At 58.0% G+C, this 16,847-nt stretch carries 13 protein-coding genes; 6 read left to right on the top strand and 7 right to left on the bottom strand.

The window, feature by feature from the left end:
• Positions 1 to 505 precede the first annotated feature (505 nt).
• The 4 genes from SH410x_RS20695 to SH410x_RS20680 form a co-directional block, all read right to left on the bottom strand.
• On the bottom strand, positions 506 to 1,537 hold the full coding sequence (locus SH410x_RS20695) for an NADP-dependent oxidoreductase (RefSeq protein WP_473670404.1): 1,032 nt from the start codon (positions 1,535 to 1,537) through the stop codon (positions 506 to 508).
• 11 nt (positions 1,538 to 1,548) lie between these two features.
• Positions 1,549 to 1,710: a hypothetical protein gene (locus SH410x_RS20690; protein ID WP_473670403.1), complete on the bottom strand. Its 162-nt coding sequence runs from the start codon at positions 1,708 to 1,710 to the stop codon at positions 1,549 to 1,551.
• A gap of 26 nt (positions 1,711 to 1,736) precedes the next feature.
• Complete coding sequence (locus SH410x_RS20685; protein WP_473670402.1) at positions 1,737 to 2,873, bottom strand: alkene reductase; 1,137 nt, start codon at positions 2,871 to 2,873, stop codon at positions 1,737 to 1,739.
• A gap of 156 nt (positions 2,874 to 3,029) precedes the next feature.
• Positions 3,030 to 3,626 carry a TetR/AcrR family transcriptional regulator gene (locus SH410x_RS20680; protein WP_473670401.1) on the bottom strand — a complete coding sequence of 199 codons (597 nt, stop codon included), beginning with the start codon at positions 3,624 to 3,626 and terminating at the stop codon, positions 3,030 to 3,032.
• 351 nt (positions 3,627 to 3,977) lie between these two features.
• Here SH410x_RS20680 and SH410x_RS20675 point away from each other — a divergent pair, with 351 nt between their 5' ends.
• Complete coding sequence (locus SH410x_RS20675) at positions 3,978 to 4,754, top strand: 3-keto-disaccharide hydrolase (RefSeq protein ID WP_473670400.1); 777 nt, start codon at positions 3,978 to 3,980, stop codon at positions 4,752 to 4,754.
• A 78-nt stretch (positions 4,755 to 4,832) separates the two neighbouring features.
• Here SH410x_RS20675 and SH410x_RS20670 read toward each other — a convergent pair whose 3' ends face one another.
• The 3 genes from SH410x_RS20670 to SH410x_RS20660 all read right to left on the bottom strand — a co-directional run bounded on the left by SH410x_RS20670 (position 4,833) and on the right by SH410x_RS20660 (position 8,519).
• Entirely contained in the window at positions 4,833 to 5,891 is a 1,059-nt protein-coding gene (locus tag SH410x_RS20670; RefSeq protein WP_473670399.1) for a hypothetical protein, read from the bottom strand.
• Between the two features lie 184 nt (positions 5,892 to 6,075).
• Entirely contained in the window at positions 6,076 to 7,074 is a 999-nt protein-coding gene (locus SH410x_RS20665; protein WP_473670398.1) for a hypothetical protein, read from the bottom strand.
• Positions 7,075 to 7,202: 128 nt separating this feature from the next.
• Positions 7,203 to 8,519 carry an outer membrane protein assembly factor BamB family protein gene (locus SH410x_RS20660; protein WP_473670397.1) on the bottom strand — a complete coding sequence of 439 codons (1,317 nt, stop codon included), beginning with the start codon at positions 8,517 to 8,519 and terminating at the stop codon, positions 7,203 to 7,205.
• A 435-nt stretch (positions 8,520 to 8,954) separates the two neighbouring features.
• Here SH410x_RS20660 and SH410x_RS20655 point away from each other — a divergent pair, with 435 nt between their 5' ends.
• The 5 genes from SH410x_RS20655 to SH410x_RS20635 all read left to right on the top strand — a co-directional run bounded on the left by SH410x_RS20655 (position 8,955) and on the right by SH410x_RS20635 (position 16,832).
• Positions 8,955 to 9,527, top strand: a complete 573-nt coding sequence (locus tag SH410x_RS20655; protein WP_473670396.1) for an ECF-type sigma factor — start codon at positions 8,955 to 8,957, stop codon at positions 9,525 to 9,527.
• 72 nt (positions 9,528 to 9,599) lie between these two features.
• Positions 9,600 to 11,831, top strand: a complete 2,232-nt coding sequence (locus SH410x_RS20650; protein ID WP_473670395.1) for a serine/threonine protein kinase — start codon at positions 9,600 to 9,602, stop codon at positions 11,829 to 11,831.
• A 95-nt stretch (positions 11,832 to 11,926) separates the two neighbouring features.
• A complete protein-coding gene (locus SH410x_RS20645; protein ID WP_473670394.1) occupies positions 11,927 to 13,546 on the top strand; it encodes an efflux RND transporter periplasmic adaptor subunit in 1,620 nt (539 codons plus the stop codon).
• Complete coding sequence (locus SH410x_RS20640) at positions 13,543 to 15,474, top strand: efflux RND transporter permease subunit (RefSeq protein WP_473670393.1); 1,932 nt, start codon at positions 13,543 to 13,545, stop codon at positions 15,472 to 15,474. Before SH410x_RS20645 ends, SH410x_RS20640 begins: the two co-directional genes overlap by 4 nt.
• On the top strand, positions 15,363 to 16,832 hold the full coding sequence (locus SH410x_RS20635) for an efflux RND transporter permease subunit (protein WP_473670392.1): 1,470 nt from the start codon (positions 15,363 to 15,365) through the stop codon (positions 16,830 to 16,832). The genes SH410x_RS20640 and SH410x_RS20635 overlap by 112 nt, the downstream gene beginning before the upstream one ends.
• Positions 16,833 to 16,847 lie beyond the last annotated feature (15 nt).

The raw sequence follows: 16,847 nt of genomic DNA, 5'->3' as shown, positions 1-16,847 counted from the left end.
ATCAATAACTGGCGTAGTGGATCTTGTTAAAGATCCCTCCATAACAGGATCTTTAACAGACGCGACCGACATTAGGCGGCTTTGCTGCGGGCGACTTTTTTTGGTGGTGCAAAAGTTTTTAGCCGGGGATCTCGGGAGGCCCTGCCATCCGTTGTCAATCATCTTTCGCCCCATGGGGCCGATGACGCCCTCGAACGGGTCGAAAAGTCTTTGCTGCGTAGGTAGTTCGATGGTTTTCACTGACTAACCGACCGCTCGAAGAAAAAAGCTAAATCCATACAGCAAAAGGCAACGCATCTCGCCCACGAAAGATGCTGGTAGCATGAGACTTTTGTCGGGCGCGTCTGTTAAAGATCCCTCCATAACAGGATCTTTAACAAGATCCACTACGGTCAGTCCGTCATTTATTGTTTCTGATGTCCTTACCGACTGCGGCAGATTGCTCGGGAAAAAATCCCGGTGCAGTCTTGGGGACAGCCGTCGAGCATTCCGAATGCGGGATTTTTCAGTCGTTCAAGTGGATCACGCGTTTACCGAATCCCGCACCCCGTAGGAGGCCGATAAATGCCGATGGTGCCTGTTCCATACCCTCAATCATCTCCTCGCGGTATTTGATCTTGCCATCTTTCACCCACGCCGTCATTTGACGGGCAAATTCGGGATAGAGGTGGCTGAAGTCATCAAAGACGATGAAGCCACGTAGGGTGATCCGACGTGTCAGCACCTGGCCCATCAGGTATCCCATCCTGTCCGGCCCCGCGGGCAAGGAGGTTGCATTGTACTGTGAGACCAACCCGCACACTGGAATCCGCGATGAGGGGTTCAACAGCGGCAGAACTGCGTCAAAAACGGCTCCGCCGACGTTCTCAAAATAGATATCGATGCCGTCGGGCACTGCAGCGGTCAGAGCATCCGCAAAATCCGTTGTCTTGTAGTCGATGCAAGCATCGAACCCCAGTGTTTCAACCACATGCTGGCACTTCGCCGGGCCGCCAGCGATGCCGACAACGCGGCAGCCCAGGATTTTTCCGATCTGCCCCACCGTCGCGCCCACCGGCCCGCTGGCCGCGGCAACGACTAGCGTTTCACCAGCCTTCGGTTGACCGATTTGCGTCAATCCTGCCCAGGCCGTCAGGCCCGGCATCCCCTGAACGCCCAGTGCCCATGATGGGTTCTCTGGGTTCTTACCCAGGTTGATGACGCCCTTGCCATCGGACAGCGCATAATCTTGCCAGCCGCCGAATGCGACGACCCAGTCTCCTTCGGAAAACCGGCGTACATTCGAAGTCACCACCTGCGAAACGGTTCCACCGACCATCACGTCGCCCAGCTCGACTGGGGCGGCATAGGATGGCTCGTCACTCATCCGGCCGCGCATGTAAGGATCGAGCGACAGGTATTCGTTTCGCAGCAGCATCTGATCTTCGCCGGGTTCCGGGACATCAACCGTTTCCAGTCGAAGTGTGTTTTCGTCTGGTTCTCCGATGGGCCGCTCGGCGAGCACGAATTGTCGGTTGACCGTTTTTGATTGAGGCATCGTGAGGTGTCCTAAATGGTGAGATGAATTTGTTCAGTCGTTCGTAAAATATCTTCCGTGGCTACCGTTGCCTCGGCGAGTTCACAGGCTTCGGTTCCCGAAGGGGAGGAACCCGAAACGTCGATGTCGAGCATGTTCCCGACGTTGTCGTTTGAGCCGATACCAGTTTCCATTGAAGTGAAGTCGTTGCCGACACCGATCACGAGTTTGCCGGCGCGACCGTCGTTTCCGAGTACGCCGGGAAGTCGGTGTAGCCTTCGGCGCCCGACGAGTACCAGACGGACATGGGAGCGGTATCGGCAAGGGGCGAGCCGTTGGCAAAGCGTTCAACGAGATCGGGATTGCTGATAAATGGCCGGCCAAACGCGACAAGATCAGCATCGCCTCTCGCGATCGCCGCTTCTGCCGTCTCCTGCGTGTAGCCAGCGTTACCCATCAAGGTTCCGTGATACACACTGCGAAGATCGCGTAGCGACATAGGCTCTCCAAGCTTGTGAAATCCGAACTCCACACCATCGAGAACATGCAGGTAAGCCAACTTGCATGCGTCGAGTTGCCCAGCGACGTACGAAAACTGCTCGCGGAAGTCGGGCGATCCCATGTCGTTGAAGACTCCGTTGGGTGACAGACGCACGCCGACGCGATCCGCCGGCCAAACGCTGGTCACGGCGTCGACGACTTCGCCAAGCAACCGATAGCGATGCTCGACGCTGCCGCCGTAGATGTCCGTGCGCTGATTGGTTTTGGATTGCAGGAACTGGTCGAGTAGATATCCATTGGCCGAATGAATCTCAACGCCATCAAATCCAGCGGATTTGGCGCGTTCGGCAGCTGCCCGATAGTCTTCGACAATCAACGGGATTTCGACCGTATCGAGTGCTCGAGGCACCTCATATGGTTTCTTGCCCAACGGTGTATGGATGGTGTCGCCCGCGATCGCGATTGCCGAAGGCGCCACCGGCAACGCGCCCTCATGGAAGTCGCTATGTGAGGCTCGGCCCATGTGCCAAAGTTGCAAGAACACTCGACCGCCCCTGTCATGGATTGCCTCGACCACCTTCGCCCAACCTGCGGTCATCTCATCGGTATAAATGCCCGGTGACTCCGTCCATCCGGTTCCCTGTTTCGAGATCACCGTTGCCTCGGTGATGATCAGTCCGGCCGCCGCTCGCTGCGAGTAGTATTCGGCCATCAGCGAGTTCGGGATGCGGCTCTTTCCCGCTCTGGCTCGCGTCAAGGGTGCCATCACAATGCGGTTGGGCAATGTCATTCCGCCGAGCGGCAGCGGTTCGAATAGATGACGGCGCTGTGGGTTGGTAGCAGATGGGTTGGTCATTGTGGAGACTCACTGAAGTGTTGGTTGGGGAGGGTAAACTGAGGATCGCATGGAAGTGTTCATTTCAGATTCCATTGCTCGAAGAGTGAGAACGGTTCCGAGCGACGACGCGCCCTTTCTTAGTAGACCGGTCGTCTATTGATGACAAGTAAAAAGTCAACGGTTTCCTCTGCCGAGCAGGCGATTGGTTAGTTCCATCGACTCGGTGAATGCTGTTTTGTCGCGTCGCAACTTATCCAAAAGGCTCGCGCCGAGCCAAAGTTGGTAAAGCCACTCGGCCAGTTTTGCAGGCGGTGCATCGGAATGGATCGAACCGTCGGTAAGGCCGGCCTCAATGACGGCGGCCAGTCTGGCAACGACCTGATCGGTACCTTGCCGCAAGGCCTGCCGCATCTCAGCAGAAAGATCGCAAATCTCAGCGCTTAGTTTGACGACAAGGCATTTGTTTGCCGTGGACTCATCCGTTTGCGATTCGTTCCAATACGAAAAATACGCCATCAGTCGATCCGCCGCGTTCCCGGGGGCGTCTTCGAGCAGCGTGTTCAGATCCTCTATGTAGGTGGCCATGTAATCGACGATCAATGCGTGGCCAAAACCTTCTTTGGATTGGAAGTAATGATAGAACGAGCCCTTGGGCACCTCCGCCGCCCTGAGTAATTCAGCCAGTCCAACGGCATGGAATCCCTTCCGGGCGATAGCGGTTCGTCCGACGGCGAGAATGTGGTTGCGAGTATCCGAGTGCTTGGCGTTCATAATGGGTATTCTATCATGTAGTAGACCGGTCGTCTAGTGGTGGTGGGGATTTTGGACCCGGCGAATGCCGGCGGGAAGGTTGCCACGCTACCGGGTCATGAGCCGTTCGGCGTTTCGCAACCGGGGTTTGGGCGGGTCAACGGCGTCGCAACAACATGCGTTTCCGCCGGATGAAGCGCAAAGCCGACCGGAATCGAGGAAGCGCCCTCGGAACAGGCTGGCAAGGAACTTTCGTGTGTCTAGCCGTGGTATAACACTCCGGTGCAGAGCGCGAGTCGGCGGTCTCGACATTGAAGGTGTCACTCCCGGCCGACCGTGCTGAATCGAATTCACGCAACTCAGGAGCCGATGGTGAGACTCACTTCACGAATGAACGTATTGGGAATGGTCCCATTGATGCTTGGAGGTCTGCTCGTCTCGCTGAGAGCTGAGTCCAACTTGTATGCCGAGCCACCCGCTGCGGAGATGTCAACGGAAATCCCTCAGTGGGTTGATCTGTTCAACGGCCATGATTTGTCGGGGTGGGTGAACGTCAACACGGATCCGGATACTTGGACGGTCAAGGACGGATTGCTGGTATGCCGCGGCACACCGATCGGTGTGATGCGATCGGAGAAGCAATACGAGAACTTCCTTCTGCACATCGAGTGGCGGCACATGCAGCCCGGAGGCAATTCGGGGGTATTTGCATGGAGTGAGGGATCCGTCCCTGATGGCAGGCGTCTTCCCAAAGGAATGGAAGTGCAGATGCTCGAACTGGACTGGGTCAATCAGCATCCGTTGAAAAACGGCGAGCCGAACCATATCGGTTACATTTCCGGCGAGTTGTTCGGCGCTGGCGGACTGGTGGCCACGCCCGACCATCCCCGTGGCAGTCGCAGTATGTCGGTGGAACTGCGTTGCAAGGGTGTGGGCCAATGGAATGTCTACGATGTCGTTTGTGTCGACGGCACGGTGAAGCTGGCGATCAATGGTAAATTCGTCAATTCCATTCGCGATTCGTCCGTGCGGAAGGGCTATCTGTGCTTGGAATCGGAAGGCTCGGAAGTGCACTTTCGCAACATCCGAATTCTCGAACTGCCCCCCGGAATCACGACACCTGAACAGACCGCCGAAGTCATTCAGTAGAATCCTCTAGCCTGAGCGTTGGCGCGTTGGCGGAGGCTCATTGCGCCGGCGTGTCATCGGAATCATTTGGCGGATCGTTTATTTCGGAGCGATGACGACTTCGAAGTCGGCACCCTTGATCTTGCGCAGCTCTTCGTGCAAGACGGGAATCCGCGGATCGGGAGCGACGGAAATGGCCCAGTCGATGCCGTTATCAGCGACGAGCATGCCGTATCGCTTCAATCCGGTCAGGATGGCTTGAACCGGCGGAGAGAATTCGCTGGTGTCGAAGTCTGCACGCAGCCGCAGCCGCTCGCCCATGCGAGGCAAATTCTCGTCCTTCAGTTGGCTGGCGTAGTGCGTTGCTGGATGAACGTAGGCACGCCGCGAGCGACGGACGGTCATTCGCATGGCGTGCTCGACCGACCCGCGTTTGAGTTCATCGTAACGCACAACGGCGGGAAAGATCGGCAGGCCGGCGGCGTCGGCCGACGTCCAACCGTCTGGCCGCGATTCATTGGTCTTCAAATCGAAAATGGACGACTGCCCGGCCATCCAGCCGTCAGTCGTCTTTCCGAAGGTGAAAAATTCGTACAGCATGCGGTTCGAGGGATCGACCACGATCGCGTGGCGGTCTCCTTCGTATTTCGCCGGGCGTCGTTGGACTTCGGCCAGCAGCCGAGAATTCCCGGCTCGCTGATAGGCCACTGGCCAGCCTTCGATCGGAATGTTGTCGGGCACAGGAAACGGGCCGGAATCCGACTCGTCCGCGTACTCGGCCAGTTTGACGTCGACGCGCAGCTGATGCGGCGGGACGATGATGAAGCTCATGTCCGGGTTGTAGCGGAACGGTTTTTCAGCACCGATCGAGGCGACGATGTTTGTGGAGTTGGGGTGCAGCGGCCAATCGTCGACGAGTTGATTGAAGGCGTTGTCTGCCGGGAAAATCTCCAGCGCCGAGAGTATCGCATCGGCTTCCGGAGTATCGAACATCACCGGCTCGGCAAACTTCGGCATTTGAGCAGCGTGGATACGGGCGAGCCTCGCGGGATCGGTTTTTAGAGAGGTCGGATCGTCGCCGCGTGCTGTTGTCGGTAGGGCCTCCACGCCGTTGATGAGCAGGAAAGCGAGCGAGCATGCCATCAGACTGGGACGCATATTGAACTCTCTGGATAGGTATGCTGGGTGCGGGTAGCAAAAGCCGACCCTCACAGGGGGCTTGAGCCGAAAATCAAAACGGTCAGACGAACACTTGAGTATTCTCGATGAGCATTGATCGGACGCGTTACAGGAACGGCCCGTTCGGATTTGTCGCCCTTGGGACCTGTTTCGTCTTCAACGCCTAGCGGATCGGTTGGCCACGCTCGAACGGGCCGAAACTCGTGTATGTTTCGCGACCGCTCTGGACTTTTGCCCAAGGCCAAATGTCGGTCCGCCAAACTTCTTGGTTGCGATACGTAGCGACGAATTGAACGCTGTTCATTTGGGCCAGTGCATACTGCCATTGCCATTGGTCGCCCTCTTTTCTCGCCTCGATCATCAAGAATGCCTCGGGGTCCGTGCCTTGCACAAAAACAAACAGGGCACCATCGAAGACCTCCGACGTATCGTCGCCGTATCGAGCGAGCGGATGGACGAGCAGTCGCAGTTCGCTGGCGTTGCCGTCACGATCCGTTTTGCGGACTCGAAAGCCTCGTGCGATCGTCCGAGCTTGGCGGCTACGGACGGCGGGCGAGTCGGCAAGTTCGGGACGGTTGGGGACCGGTGCGAACACGATTCCAGGCTGATCGGTCGTCCATACCGTGTTGTTGCCCCGCATGCCGCGGAGCGGCTTCGTCGAGAGCGATTGGAATTCGTGCGAACCGTGCGTGAACGGCGAGTACCACTGCAAAAACGAGCCGACAACCTCCGGCCGTCCGCTCCGAGTCCACAGGAAAACGTTTCCAAAAATTTCACCGGCCTCCGGATTGGACCAACGCAACACCGAATCGGGACCAAAGTCCAATTGCTCGGACTGATCTCCCTGAAGCTGAAAGTCGTAATGCTGGGCAGCGTCGGTCGTGACTTGCAACGCTTCATCGATGCGTGCATCGGCAGCCGACTCGTCGCCAAGACACCGCGAATCGGACGCCGCAAAAAAACACGCTGACCACACCACTAGGCTGACGAGCATGTGACGCCCAAGACTCAACGGACCGCAGCGACCCATGCGAATGCCCGATGCCCACGGCAATGCCCACGGCCCTTTGTCGTGACGTGTGGTACGCAGCAACTCTCGCGAGCGGCGTTGATCGCAGCGGTCCGGCGTGATTCGAGCGACCCAGTTTATCTCAACGATCATCGGGAAGGTGCCTTGGCGTAAAAGTGAAGGGCGATGGACCGGCCTGAGAGCATCGCAGGCGAGAATCGAAGGCGAGCATCGCAGGCGACCTTTGACACCCGCGGTACCGCGCCCCCCGACGCATCTTGCTACTTCGATTGGATCTTATACAGGTGTTTTTTGCCGCGGATGAAGATCGCTCCGTTCGATACCGCCGGACATGCTGTCGTGGCCATGGCGGGGACATCGTTAGCCGCGATGGTCTCCGGTTCACGTTGAGCTTTCACGACGGTGCCGAGCCCGCTCTGGTTGAAGAAGTACAGGCGGTCTCCGGCAAGAATGGGGGATGACAGGTAGTCGCCGGAAATCCGTGTTTTCCAAACTTCCTCGCCCGTGTCCACATCGATACATGCCAAGACGCCGTTGTCAGTGACTTGAAAGATCAAGCCGTCATGTTCGATCGGTTTGGCGAAACGCGGGTTGCCACGTTCTCGTACCCAAGCGACGTGCGAGTCGGTGATATCACCTTGGGTGGAATCATCGAGTCGGACCGCGACGAGCTGCGCGCCACGGGAACCGGTGTTGATGATCGCAAGCTTCTTCTCGGGCAACCAGAGCGGTCGAATGCCCGCGTTGTAGCTGTCGTGTCGCAGTGTCCAAAGCTCCTTGCCGGTTTCGAGATCGTAGCTTTGCATCGCCCGTGCGCCGACGGAAAGGAGCTGCACTTGATCGCCGACCTTGACGATGGCTGGCGTGCAGTAGGCTTTCCGCATGTCACCGTCACGCAGTGGTTTTCCATCGTCACCGAGGTCTTGGTAGTCCGTGCTACGATCGGTTCGCCACAAGGTTTTGCCGGTTCGGGCATCGAGCGCCGTCGTGTACTGTTGGTCGACACCATCGAACGTGAGCACGAGTTTGTCCTCGTACAGGAGCGGCGAAGAACCCGGTCCGCGAAAGTGTTGGCAGGGCAGATCACGTCGCTGCCAAATCACCTCGGCGGTCTTCGAGTCAAGCTTCGCTGTTCCGTAGCTACCGAAGTGAACGTAAACGGCGCCGGGGCCCAGCACACAGCTCGGTGCGGCGTAGTTGTTGAATCCAACCGCCCCACCGAGGGGCTCAACACCCTCGTTCTCAAACAGCACTCGATCGTGAAGGATCTCGCCGGTCTGTTCATCGATCGCCATGATCGACTGCTGGCTGCCGTCAGGCGTTGCCGTGGTCAACCAGACTCGGCCTTCGCCGATCACCGGCGAGGAGTGTCCTTCACCGTGTAGGGGTGTCTTCCACGCGACGTTTTCAGTGTCCGTCCAATGGATGGGCAGGACGTCGGCATCAGCGTCGGCAACGACGCCGTCATGGGTCGGCCCGTGTCGATCGGGCCACTGTGCCGAGCCTGTTTCCGCTGAAAAGTGGAACGCTGCAAGAAAAGCGAACGCGAATGTCGTTAAGAAGATCAATCGAGTCATGACGGTTGCTTGCTAGAAAGACAGTAAAGGTGGGAGGCTCAAAAACGACATTGTACTAGACGTTCCGGGATGGTGAGACCGTTACCCGAGCCGTTGTTCGCCTTTGTGTCGTTCCGTGCCACTCCCGGGCCCTTTTCTAGGCGTTTTTCAGGCCTCGTTCAGTGCCTCCTGCCAACCGAATCCGAGTCGCATTCGTCTCCCCGCCGCTGGCCCGCCGAGCAGACCAGCCCACCGAGGAGACCAGCCCGCCGAGGACTCCCGCGAACGGGGGTGGCGTGGCCCCCTTTGTTGTTTTCCTCGCCGGGGCAAGAGATTACCGGAGTTGAGTGACTCCAGTTACAATGTGCGAGCTTCACGGGCACCAGCAAGCTTATTGAGGGTTTCGCGTCTGCGGATCAGCAAGTGAGCGTTGTGGAATGCTTCGGACGGACACCCATGTCAGAAATTACCCAAATTTTGAACCGAATCGATGAAGGAGACGCTGCGGCGGCGAGCGATTTATTGCCGCTGGTCTACGCGGAGCTGCGCCGACTGGCCGGACACCGCATGCAGCAGGAACCGGCTGGGCATACCCTCCAACCGACCGCTCTCGTGCACGAGGCCTACATGCGGGTCGTTGGCTGTGGTGACGACGCCCCCAACTGGGATAGTCGAGGACATTTTTTTGGTGCTGCAGCCGAGGCGATGCGGCGGATTTTGATTGAGAGTGCGCGGCGACGAAAAAGTCTCAAGCGGGGTGGAGATCGAAAATGCGGTTCGATCGTGGATGCCGATGCCATGGTCGATGCCACCAATGTTGACGAATTGCTTGATCTGGATGCCGCGCTCGTGAAGCTCGCCGTTGACGAACCCGAGCTTGCCAAGTTAGTGGAGCTACGGTACTTCGCCGGTTTGAGCGTCGACGAGTCTGCGGCGGCGTTGGGCGTCTCGGCCCGTACCGTGAAACGCAATTGGGCATTCGCGCGAGCTTGGTTGGGGCGTGAAATCAACCTGGATTCAAAATCTTGATTTTTCTTGGCCCGGCGATGACCTGGTTGTCGCATCAACATGCGACCGAGCTCTATCTCGACGGATTCAATCATGAAAAGCGAAAAGTCCATTTTTTTCCGCGCGGTGGAACTTGATGATCCCGACGCGAGATTAGCGTACCTGAGGGATGCCTGCGAGGGTGACGCGGACCGATTGATGGCCATCTCAGAGTTGTTGCGTGAACACGATCGAGAATGCAATCCGATTGACAGTCCCGCCGCCGTGGCACTCATGCCCACGTCACTTGAAAACGAAATGAAGCCGGCCGACGCGAGGTTTGCTCCGGGGACGATGCTCGGGGCCTACAAATTGCGTGAGCAGATCGGCGAAGGTGGATTCGGTTTGGTGTTTGTCGCCGATCAACTGCATCCGGTTCGCCGACGCGTGGCGTTGAAAATCATCAAACCCGGCATGGAATCGAAGGAGATCATGGCCCGGTTTGAGGTCGAGCGCCAGGCGCTGGCAATGATGGATCATGAGAACATCGCTCGTGTGTTCGATGCTGGGGTAACCGATAGCGGACAGTCCTACTTTGTGATGGAGTTGGTTCGTGGCATCCCGCTGAATCAATTCTGCGACAACCATCGTCTCAACACGGCGGATCGGCTGCACCTGTTTATCTCGATTTGCAATGCCGTCCAGCATGCCCATCAAAAAGGCATCATTCATCGCGATTTGAAGCCGAGCAACGTGCTCGTGACGCAACAAGACAGCCGACCGATCGCCAAGGTGATCGATTTCGGCGTCGTCAAAGCAATCGGTCAGCGTTTGACGAATACAACCATCTATACGCGATTGGCATCGATGGTGGGGACGCCCGCGTACATGAGTCCAGAGCAAGCCGAGATGACGATGGGCGATGTCGATACACGGAGCGACATCTATTCACTCGGGGTGCTGCTGTACGAGCTATTGACCGGATCAACTCCGCTGGCGATGGACCGGCTCAATCAGGTGGGATTTGACGAACTGCGACGCATCATCCGCGAAGAGGAACCGCTCCGCCCGAGCAAACTGGTCAGCACACTCAATGGGGAACGGGCGAGCACGCTATCGGCAAACCGACGTCTCGAACCCGCTCAACTCGAGTCCATCATTCGCGGTGACCTGGATTGGATCGTGATGAAGGCGCTCGATAAGGATCGCAATCGCCGATATGTCAGCGCCGCGGCGATGGCGGAAGATGTGGGGCGACATCTGAACGAGCAGCCCGTCGAAGCGCGCCCGCCGACAGCGCTCTATCGTTTTTCGAAGTTTGCTCGCCGCAACCGAGTCATCCTGACAACCGTTTCACTGGTCGCGGCCGCCTTGCTGTTGGGGTCGGCAATCAGTATCTGGCAGGCGCGGGTGGCCATCGATGCGATGAATCGAGCTCGCATCTCGGCCGACGAGGCCAACAAGTCTCGCGAAGACCTGCAGGAATTTACCAACCGGCTCAAACACGCCAATGTGTTGCTCGCCTCGGGGCGTGCCTATGCCGAAGCGGGCAGTTGGGCGGACGCCAACGCAGCGTATACCGCCGCCACTGAGATCCAGCCGGAGTACTTTCACGTGTGGATGGAACGCGGCTCTTTCTACGCCAAACTCGGATTGTGGGAGATGGCGGCGGCTGATTACGGCCGGGCATTGCAGCGTGGTTCGGCCGTCGATGGAGCAGAGTATCTGGGGGTCCCTCAGCTATTTCTCAATACGGGTGATACCGCAGCCTATCAGGAGCTCACCAGTGATCTGGCGAATTCCAATAGTGGCGCGACAGGCACAAAATTGCGGGGAGAATTAATGGGGAAACCGTCGGTGGAATCCGCCCTCGAACTCGCCGCGACCGCGGAGGACTTGATCGAAGATCGCCAAACGTCCATTCCACCAGGGCTGAGTAACCGCAGTCGGCGGTTTCCCCGGGGTGTCAAACTGTACTTGGCCGGCTGGGCACATTTGCAGGCCCAGCAATACGAGCAGGCAATCGAGCGGCTCCAACAATCCCTCAGCGAAGATGTCACCTGGGCTGGGCTCGGAATCAGTTATCCGCTGCTGGCCATCGCGTATTCCAAGGTGGGCCGAGACGAAGACGCAAACAACACACTGAAGAAATCGCAGGCATTTCTAGATGGTTGGCTCGATGAATCGTTGGACAAAATGCAGGGGGTGCCGCCGATCCCGTGGTTTGATTGGATTGAGTTCATTGCCAATCATCGCCAGGCGGCGGAGTTGATCGGCGGAGAAAAATTGCCAATCGATCCTCGCTACGAACAGCAGCGAGCCAAGGCCAAGTCCGCGATCGAATAGGTGCCAATTCAACATTACGTCATTTTTATGTGACCCCGCCCCCGCGCCGCTTGCGCATGACGAATCACAGCCACCCCGCACACGAACCATTCCCTATGAACGCAACACCGGATCCCCCCACGCTGAATCACGGCGAAACCACGCCGGACACCGCCAGGACGGCCATGGCTGCCTCGGCCGAACCCGCCCGCAGCACATTGGGCCGGTTCCTGAATGTCGTGATCTCTGGCGGTATTTTGGCAATTTGTGTCTTCGGATACACGTTTTTAGGTGAGCGAGAGCGCCCCGAGCGGGCCAAAGTCGCAAAATCCGGCAAGACGATCGTGACGACGCAAGAGTTGCGAATTCACGAAGGCCCCGTTCCCATCGAAGTCAACGGAGTGGCCGTGCCGCTGCGTGAAATTCGCTTGGCAACCGAAGTCTCCGGCCCCATCGTCGAGCAGTCGCCCAACCTGCGCACCGGCCGCATGGTCGAGGCCGGCGAAGTCCTGATCCGGCTCGATCCCATCGAGTACGAACTGGAAGTCAAACGATTGCGAGCTCAATCCTCTCAGGAAGCTGCGGAAGTTGCGTCCGTCATCGTGAGTATTGAAAACACCCATGAGCTTTCGCAGTTGGCTCAGCAGCAGTTTGAACTTGCCAGGAGCGAACGCGATCGTGTGGATATATTGGCGAAACGGCAAGCGGCATCGGCAACGGAACTCGATGTGGTCAAGCGAGCCGAGCTGACGGCGAAGTCATCGTTGGTCGAACTTGGAAATCGCTTTCGCGAGTTGGAGGCCCAGCGCCAGTTGCTACTCGAGAAACGAGCGATGACCGACGTGATGTCGCAACGCGCCCAGTTGGATCTCGCTCGTTGTGTGGTCCGATCACCGATCCGCGGACGCGTCGTCGCATCGTCGGTTGAGGAGCAGTCATATGTCCCCGCGGGCACCTCGTTCGTGACGATCGAAGATACGTCGGCGGTCGAGGTTCGCTGTAATCTCACCGCCGATCAAATGATTTGGGTTTGGAGTAGCGGAAGCCTCAATCGGCACGACGGATCGGCGACCCCGGAACTCACCATCGCAGAGCCAGTCGACTTAAGTGCATCGCTCGAGCAAATCGAAGAGGGCGAAGATAATCGCGTGCCGCCTATCCCCGCAACGATATCGTATCAGTTCGGATCCGAAACGCATCACTGGCCCGCTGTCCTGCAACGCATTGATGGCGCCGGGATCGATCCGCAAACACGGACCTATCCGTGCCTATTTCGTGTCAACACACCGCAGTCCTCCGGCTCAGCGGGCCGTCGGCACCACTTGACGCGGGGCATGTTCGTTTCAGTCGTGATGCAAACACGACCTGAGCAAACTCTCTATGAGGTCGCCGAGACTGCGATCCGCCCCGGCAATCGCGTTTGGCTGAGCGTTGACGGACGGCTTCGCGTCGTCCCCGTCACCATCGTCAGCCGGTTGGCTGAATCGATCGTGATTGACATGCATCCCGACGAGAGCCAGAACGTTTCGCTGGCCCTGGCGACCATCATCGTGTCCCCGGTGAGTGATCCGCTCGATGGGATGGCGATCGCGGCAACGCCCGCTCACGGCCCCGTCGCCGCAGATATCGGCACGTCTGACGCCGGGTTGAAGGAGAAATTCGAATCGGGCGAGACCGCTGCAAACGTCTTGACGTCGGCCGTGCAGACAGGAGATGCGATGGGGGCAGCGCAATGAAGTCGATCATTGCCTGGTCTGTCAAAAATTGGCAAGCGATGAATGTCGTGATGCTCGGGGTGTTGTTGTTGGGGGCCTACAGCCTCTCGCAACTCCGCCGTGATTTCTGGCCCGACTTTGAACTGTACGTCCTGAATGTCTCGGTGGCGTACCCCGGAGCGAGTCCCGACGAGATCGAAGAGGGGATCCTTGAGAAAATCGAGGAGTCCATCCACACGGTCGATGGGATCGACGAGATGACTTCGTCGGCGCGGGAGGGGATCGGCACGGTGATGCTGGAACTCGATCCCGACGCCAACCAAGCCGATGCCCAACGCATCCTGACCGAAGTCACCACCCTGATCGGCCAAATCCCCAGCTTCCCGGAACTGGCTGAAAAGCCAGACATACGGCTCAACACCAACTTTACCACCGCGATCCGTATCGCCGTGATGGGCCCGAAGATGGACAGGCCGGGCGACCAGCAGAGTGGCGCGGACGATTATCAATCCGCCGATGAAAGTGCGACCGAGTCAGCTGTCGCGAGGGCGGAAGCTGCCCTCTCGCTGCGCCGTGTCGCCGAGCGAGTTCGGACCGACGTGCTCGCGCTCCCCTCGGTCTCGGTCGCCGATTTAGTGGGCACACCCGACTATCAAATCGATATCGAAATCCCCGAACAAACGCTGCGCAAGTACAACCTATCACTCAAGAGCGTCGCGGACATTGTGCGGGGCAATAATGTGGAACTGCCCGCAGGAACCTTGCGAGGACGTTCGCAAGAGATCCTGCTGCGCGGCAGCGACAAGAGTGACGTTGGTGAGGGCATCGCGGAAATTCCATTGGTCAGTGAACCGGGTGGCGCGGTCTTGACGGTGGGTGACCTAGGCGTCGTCCGCGACGAGTTTGCCGTCGACGGCACGATCAACGAAATCAATGGGCGCCCCGCCGTGCTCGTATCCGTCGAAACCACCAGCGCCGACGATATTATCGAAGTCTCGCAGGAGGTCAAAAAGTTCGTCGAACGAGAACAGGCAAACCTGCCTCCGGGGTACACGATGACAACGCTCCGCGACCGTTCCACTAGCGTCAAGAGCCGCTTGCATCTGCTCAGCAAGAATGCCTGGATGGGGTTGGTGCTGGTGTTCGTGGTGTTGGCGTTATTTTTGGAAATGCGATTGGCGTGGTGGGTGATGTTAGGCATCCCGATTTCGCTGCTCGGTGCGTGCATCTACATGTACTATGGCAACCAAACACTCAACATGACGTCCATGTTCGCGTTTCTGATCGCGTTGGGCATCGTCGTCGATGATGCGATCGTGGTCGGTGAGAATATTTATGCGCACCGGGAAATGGGTAAGAGCTATCGCCAAGCGGCCATTGACGGTGCCTATGAGGTGATGCCTTCAGTGATCACGGCCGTCACGACGACGGTGATCGCATTCGCGCCGATTATGTACATGGAAGGCCGCATCAAACGACTGACGGTCGTGTTGCCGATGTGCGTTGGGGCCATGTTACTGATCTCGATGTTCGAGAGTCTGACGATTTTGCCCGCTCACCTATCGCATCGTCGCAGTCGTTTTCTTGACGCGCTCGGGTATCTGTTACTCCCACTGCGTCCACTCGGTTGGTTGATGCAGAGGGCCAATGCCGCAATGTCACGTCTGCTCACGAGGGTCATCGACAACCTGTACACGCCGATCCTCCGCTGGTCACTCGGGAATCCTGCGATCGTGATCGCAACCTTGGCAGGTATGCTGATCCTTTCGATGGGCGTTGTTAGGTCGGGAATGTGCCCTTTCTATTGCTGCCCAAAATTGATTTCGGATTCATCACGGTGGCGGTCACCTATCCAGATGGCACGCCAGTCGAAATCACCGATGCGGCGACACAGCGACTCGAAGACGCCATTTGGCGAGTCAATCAACGCTCGATTGATGAGGAATTGACGAGCGATCCGAAAGGGTTCGTCCAGGCGGTGCAGCGCACCGTCGGATCATCCGGAGACGAGGTCGGCATCGCGCCGACCAGTCACATTGGTGGCTTGTTCATTCAGCTCAACGACATCGGGGAGCGGACCGTCAGCAGTGACGAAATTGTGCGAATGTGGCGGAAGGAGTCGGGCGGGTTCCCGGGTGCCGAAGCCGTTGCGTTTGCCGCGACGCCACGCGGTCCCGCTTCGTTGCCCATTGAAATGCGTTTGATGGCAACAGCCGAGCACTACGATCAACTCGATGCCGCGATCCAACGCTGCAAGTTGAAACTGGCAGAGTATCCCTATGTTTCTGACATCGCCACGGACACCCGCCAAGGGAAGTGGGAATATCGCATCAAGGTTCGCGACGATGCCCAAGCGATGGGGGTTTCGTTAGCCGACGTGGCCGGGACGGTCCGCGCCTCGTACTACGGCGAAGAGGTGATGCGACTGCAGCGCGGTCGCCACGAGGTCCCGCTCCGTGTTCGTTATCCACGCGAGGAACGAAACACTCTGGTCAGTTTTAACGATATCCGTATCCGCGGTGCCGACAGAACCGAACGCCCACTCAGTGAGGTCGCTGAGGTCGACGTGCAACGAGGATATTCCGAAATTCGCCGCGTCAATCAAATGCGCAGTATTGGCGTTGTGGCGGATGTGGACGAGACCCGTGGCAACGCGTTCAACGTGGTTTCCGATTTGAAGAAAAACTTCGTGCCCCTGCTCGCCAGTGAATTCCCGGGGGTCGAGTTTGAATGGGGGGGGCAGCAGGAACAGACCGACGAAACCGTCAACAGTCTGACGCTTGGCTTTTTCGTGGTCCTGGGCGCCATGTTTTTGCTGCTGACGATTCAGTTCAATTCGTGCTGGCAGGCCGTGCTCATTCTCATGATCATTCCGTTCGGGTTCATTGGTGCGATCGTGGGGCATGTGGTGATGGATATCGACCTGACGCTGTTCAGTATCTTTGGCATCGTGGCGTTGGCAGGTGTGGTGGTGAACGATTCAATCGTTCTAATCGATTTCATCAATCAACGCGTCGCCGAAGGGCTACCCCAGTACGACGCGATCATTGACGGGTGCCGCCGCCGCTTCCGCGCCGTGTTGCTGACCTCGGTGACGACATGCGCCGGGATGATGCCCATCCTTTTGGAACGCTCCAAGGAGGCACAGATTGTCTCACCGATGGCGACCAGTTTGACGTTCGGGCTCGCCTTCAGCACGATGGTCGTTCTGGTGCTCGCCCCTGTGATGTATCAGGTACTCGCCCATCTGACGTCCGCTGAACCGGATCACGATGAAGCCCCCGCACCCGTGCCCGTCGCTGTCTAACGCAACGAGCGGAAA

The sequence above is a fragment of the Rhodopirellula sp. SH410 genome (assembly GCF_055811895.1).
Note: the sequence above shows the minus strand (reverse complement) of the source record. Positions and strands in the feature narration are given on the sequence as shown.

Bases quoted from the DNA above. Each gene is read 5' to 3' on its own strand.
- SH410x_RS20695 (WP_473670404.1), bottom strand. From the start codon at position 1,537: ATGCCTCAATCAAAAACGGTCAACCGACAATTCGTGCTCGCCGAGCGG.
- SH410x_RS20690 (WP_473670403.1), bottom strand. From the start codon at position 1,710: ATGGAAACTGGTATCGGCTCAAACGACAACGTCGGGAACATGCTCGAC.
- SH410x_RS20685 (WP_473670402.1), bottom strand. From the start codon at position 2,873: ATGACCAACCCATCTGCTACCAACCCACAGCGCCGTCATCTATTCGAA.
- SH410x_RS20680 (WP_473670401.1), bottom strand. From the start codon at position 3,626: ATGAACGCCAAGCACTCGGATACTCGCAACCACATTCTCGCCGTCGGA.
- SH410x_RS20670 (WP_473670399.1), bottom strand. From the start codon at position 5,891: ATGCGTCCCAGTCTGATGGCATGCTCGCTCGCTTTCCTGCTCATCAAC.
- SH410x_RS20665 (WP_473670398.1), bottom strand. From the start codon at position 7,074: ATGATCGTTGAGATAAACTGGGTCGCTCGAATCACGCCGGACCGCTGC.
- SH410x_RS20660 (WP_473670397.1), bottom strand. From the start codon at position 8,519: ATGACTCGATTGATCTTCTTAACGACATTCGCGTTCGCTTTTCTTGCA.
- SH410x_RS20655 (WP_473670396.1), top strand. From the start codon at position 8,955: ATGTCAGAAATTACCCAAATTTTGAACCGAATCGATGAAGGAGACGCT.
- SH410x_RS20650 (WP_473670395.1), top strand. From the start codon at position 9,600: ATGAAAAGCGAAAAGTCCATTTTTTTCCGCGCGGTGGAACTTGATGAT.
- SH410x_RS20645 (WP_473670394.1), top strand. From the start codon at position 11,927: ATGAACGCAACACCGGATCCCCCCACGCTGAATCACGGCGAAACCACG.
- SH410x_RS20640 (WP_473670393.1), top strand. From the start codon at position 13,543: ATGAAGTCGATCATTGCCTGGTCTGTCAAAAATTGGCAAGCGATGAAT.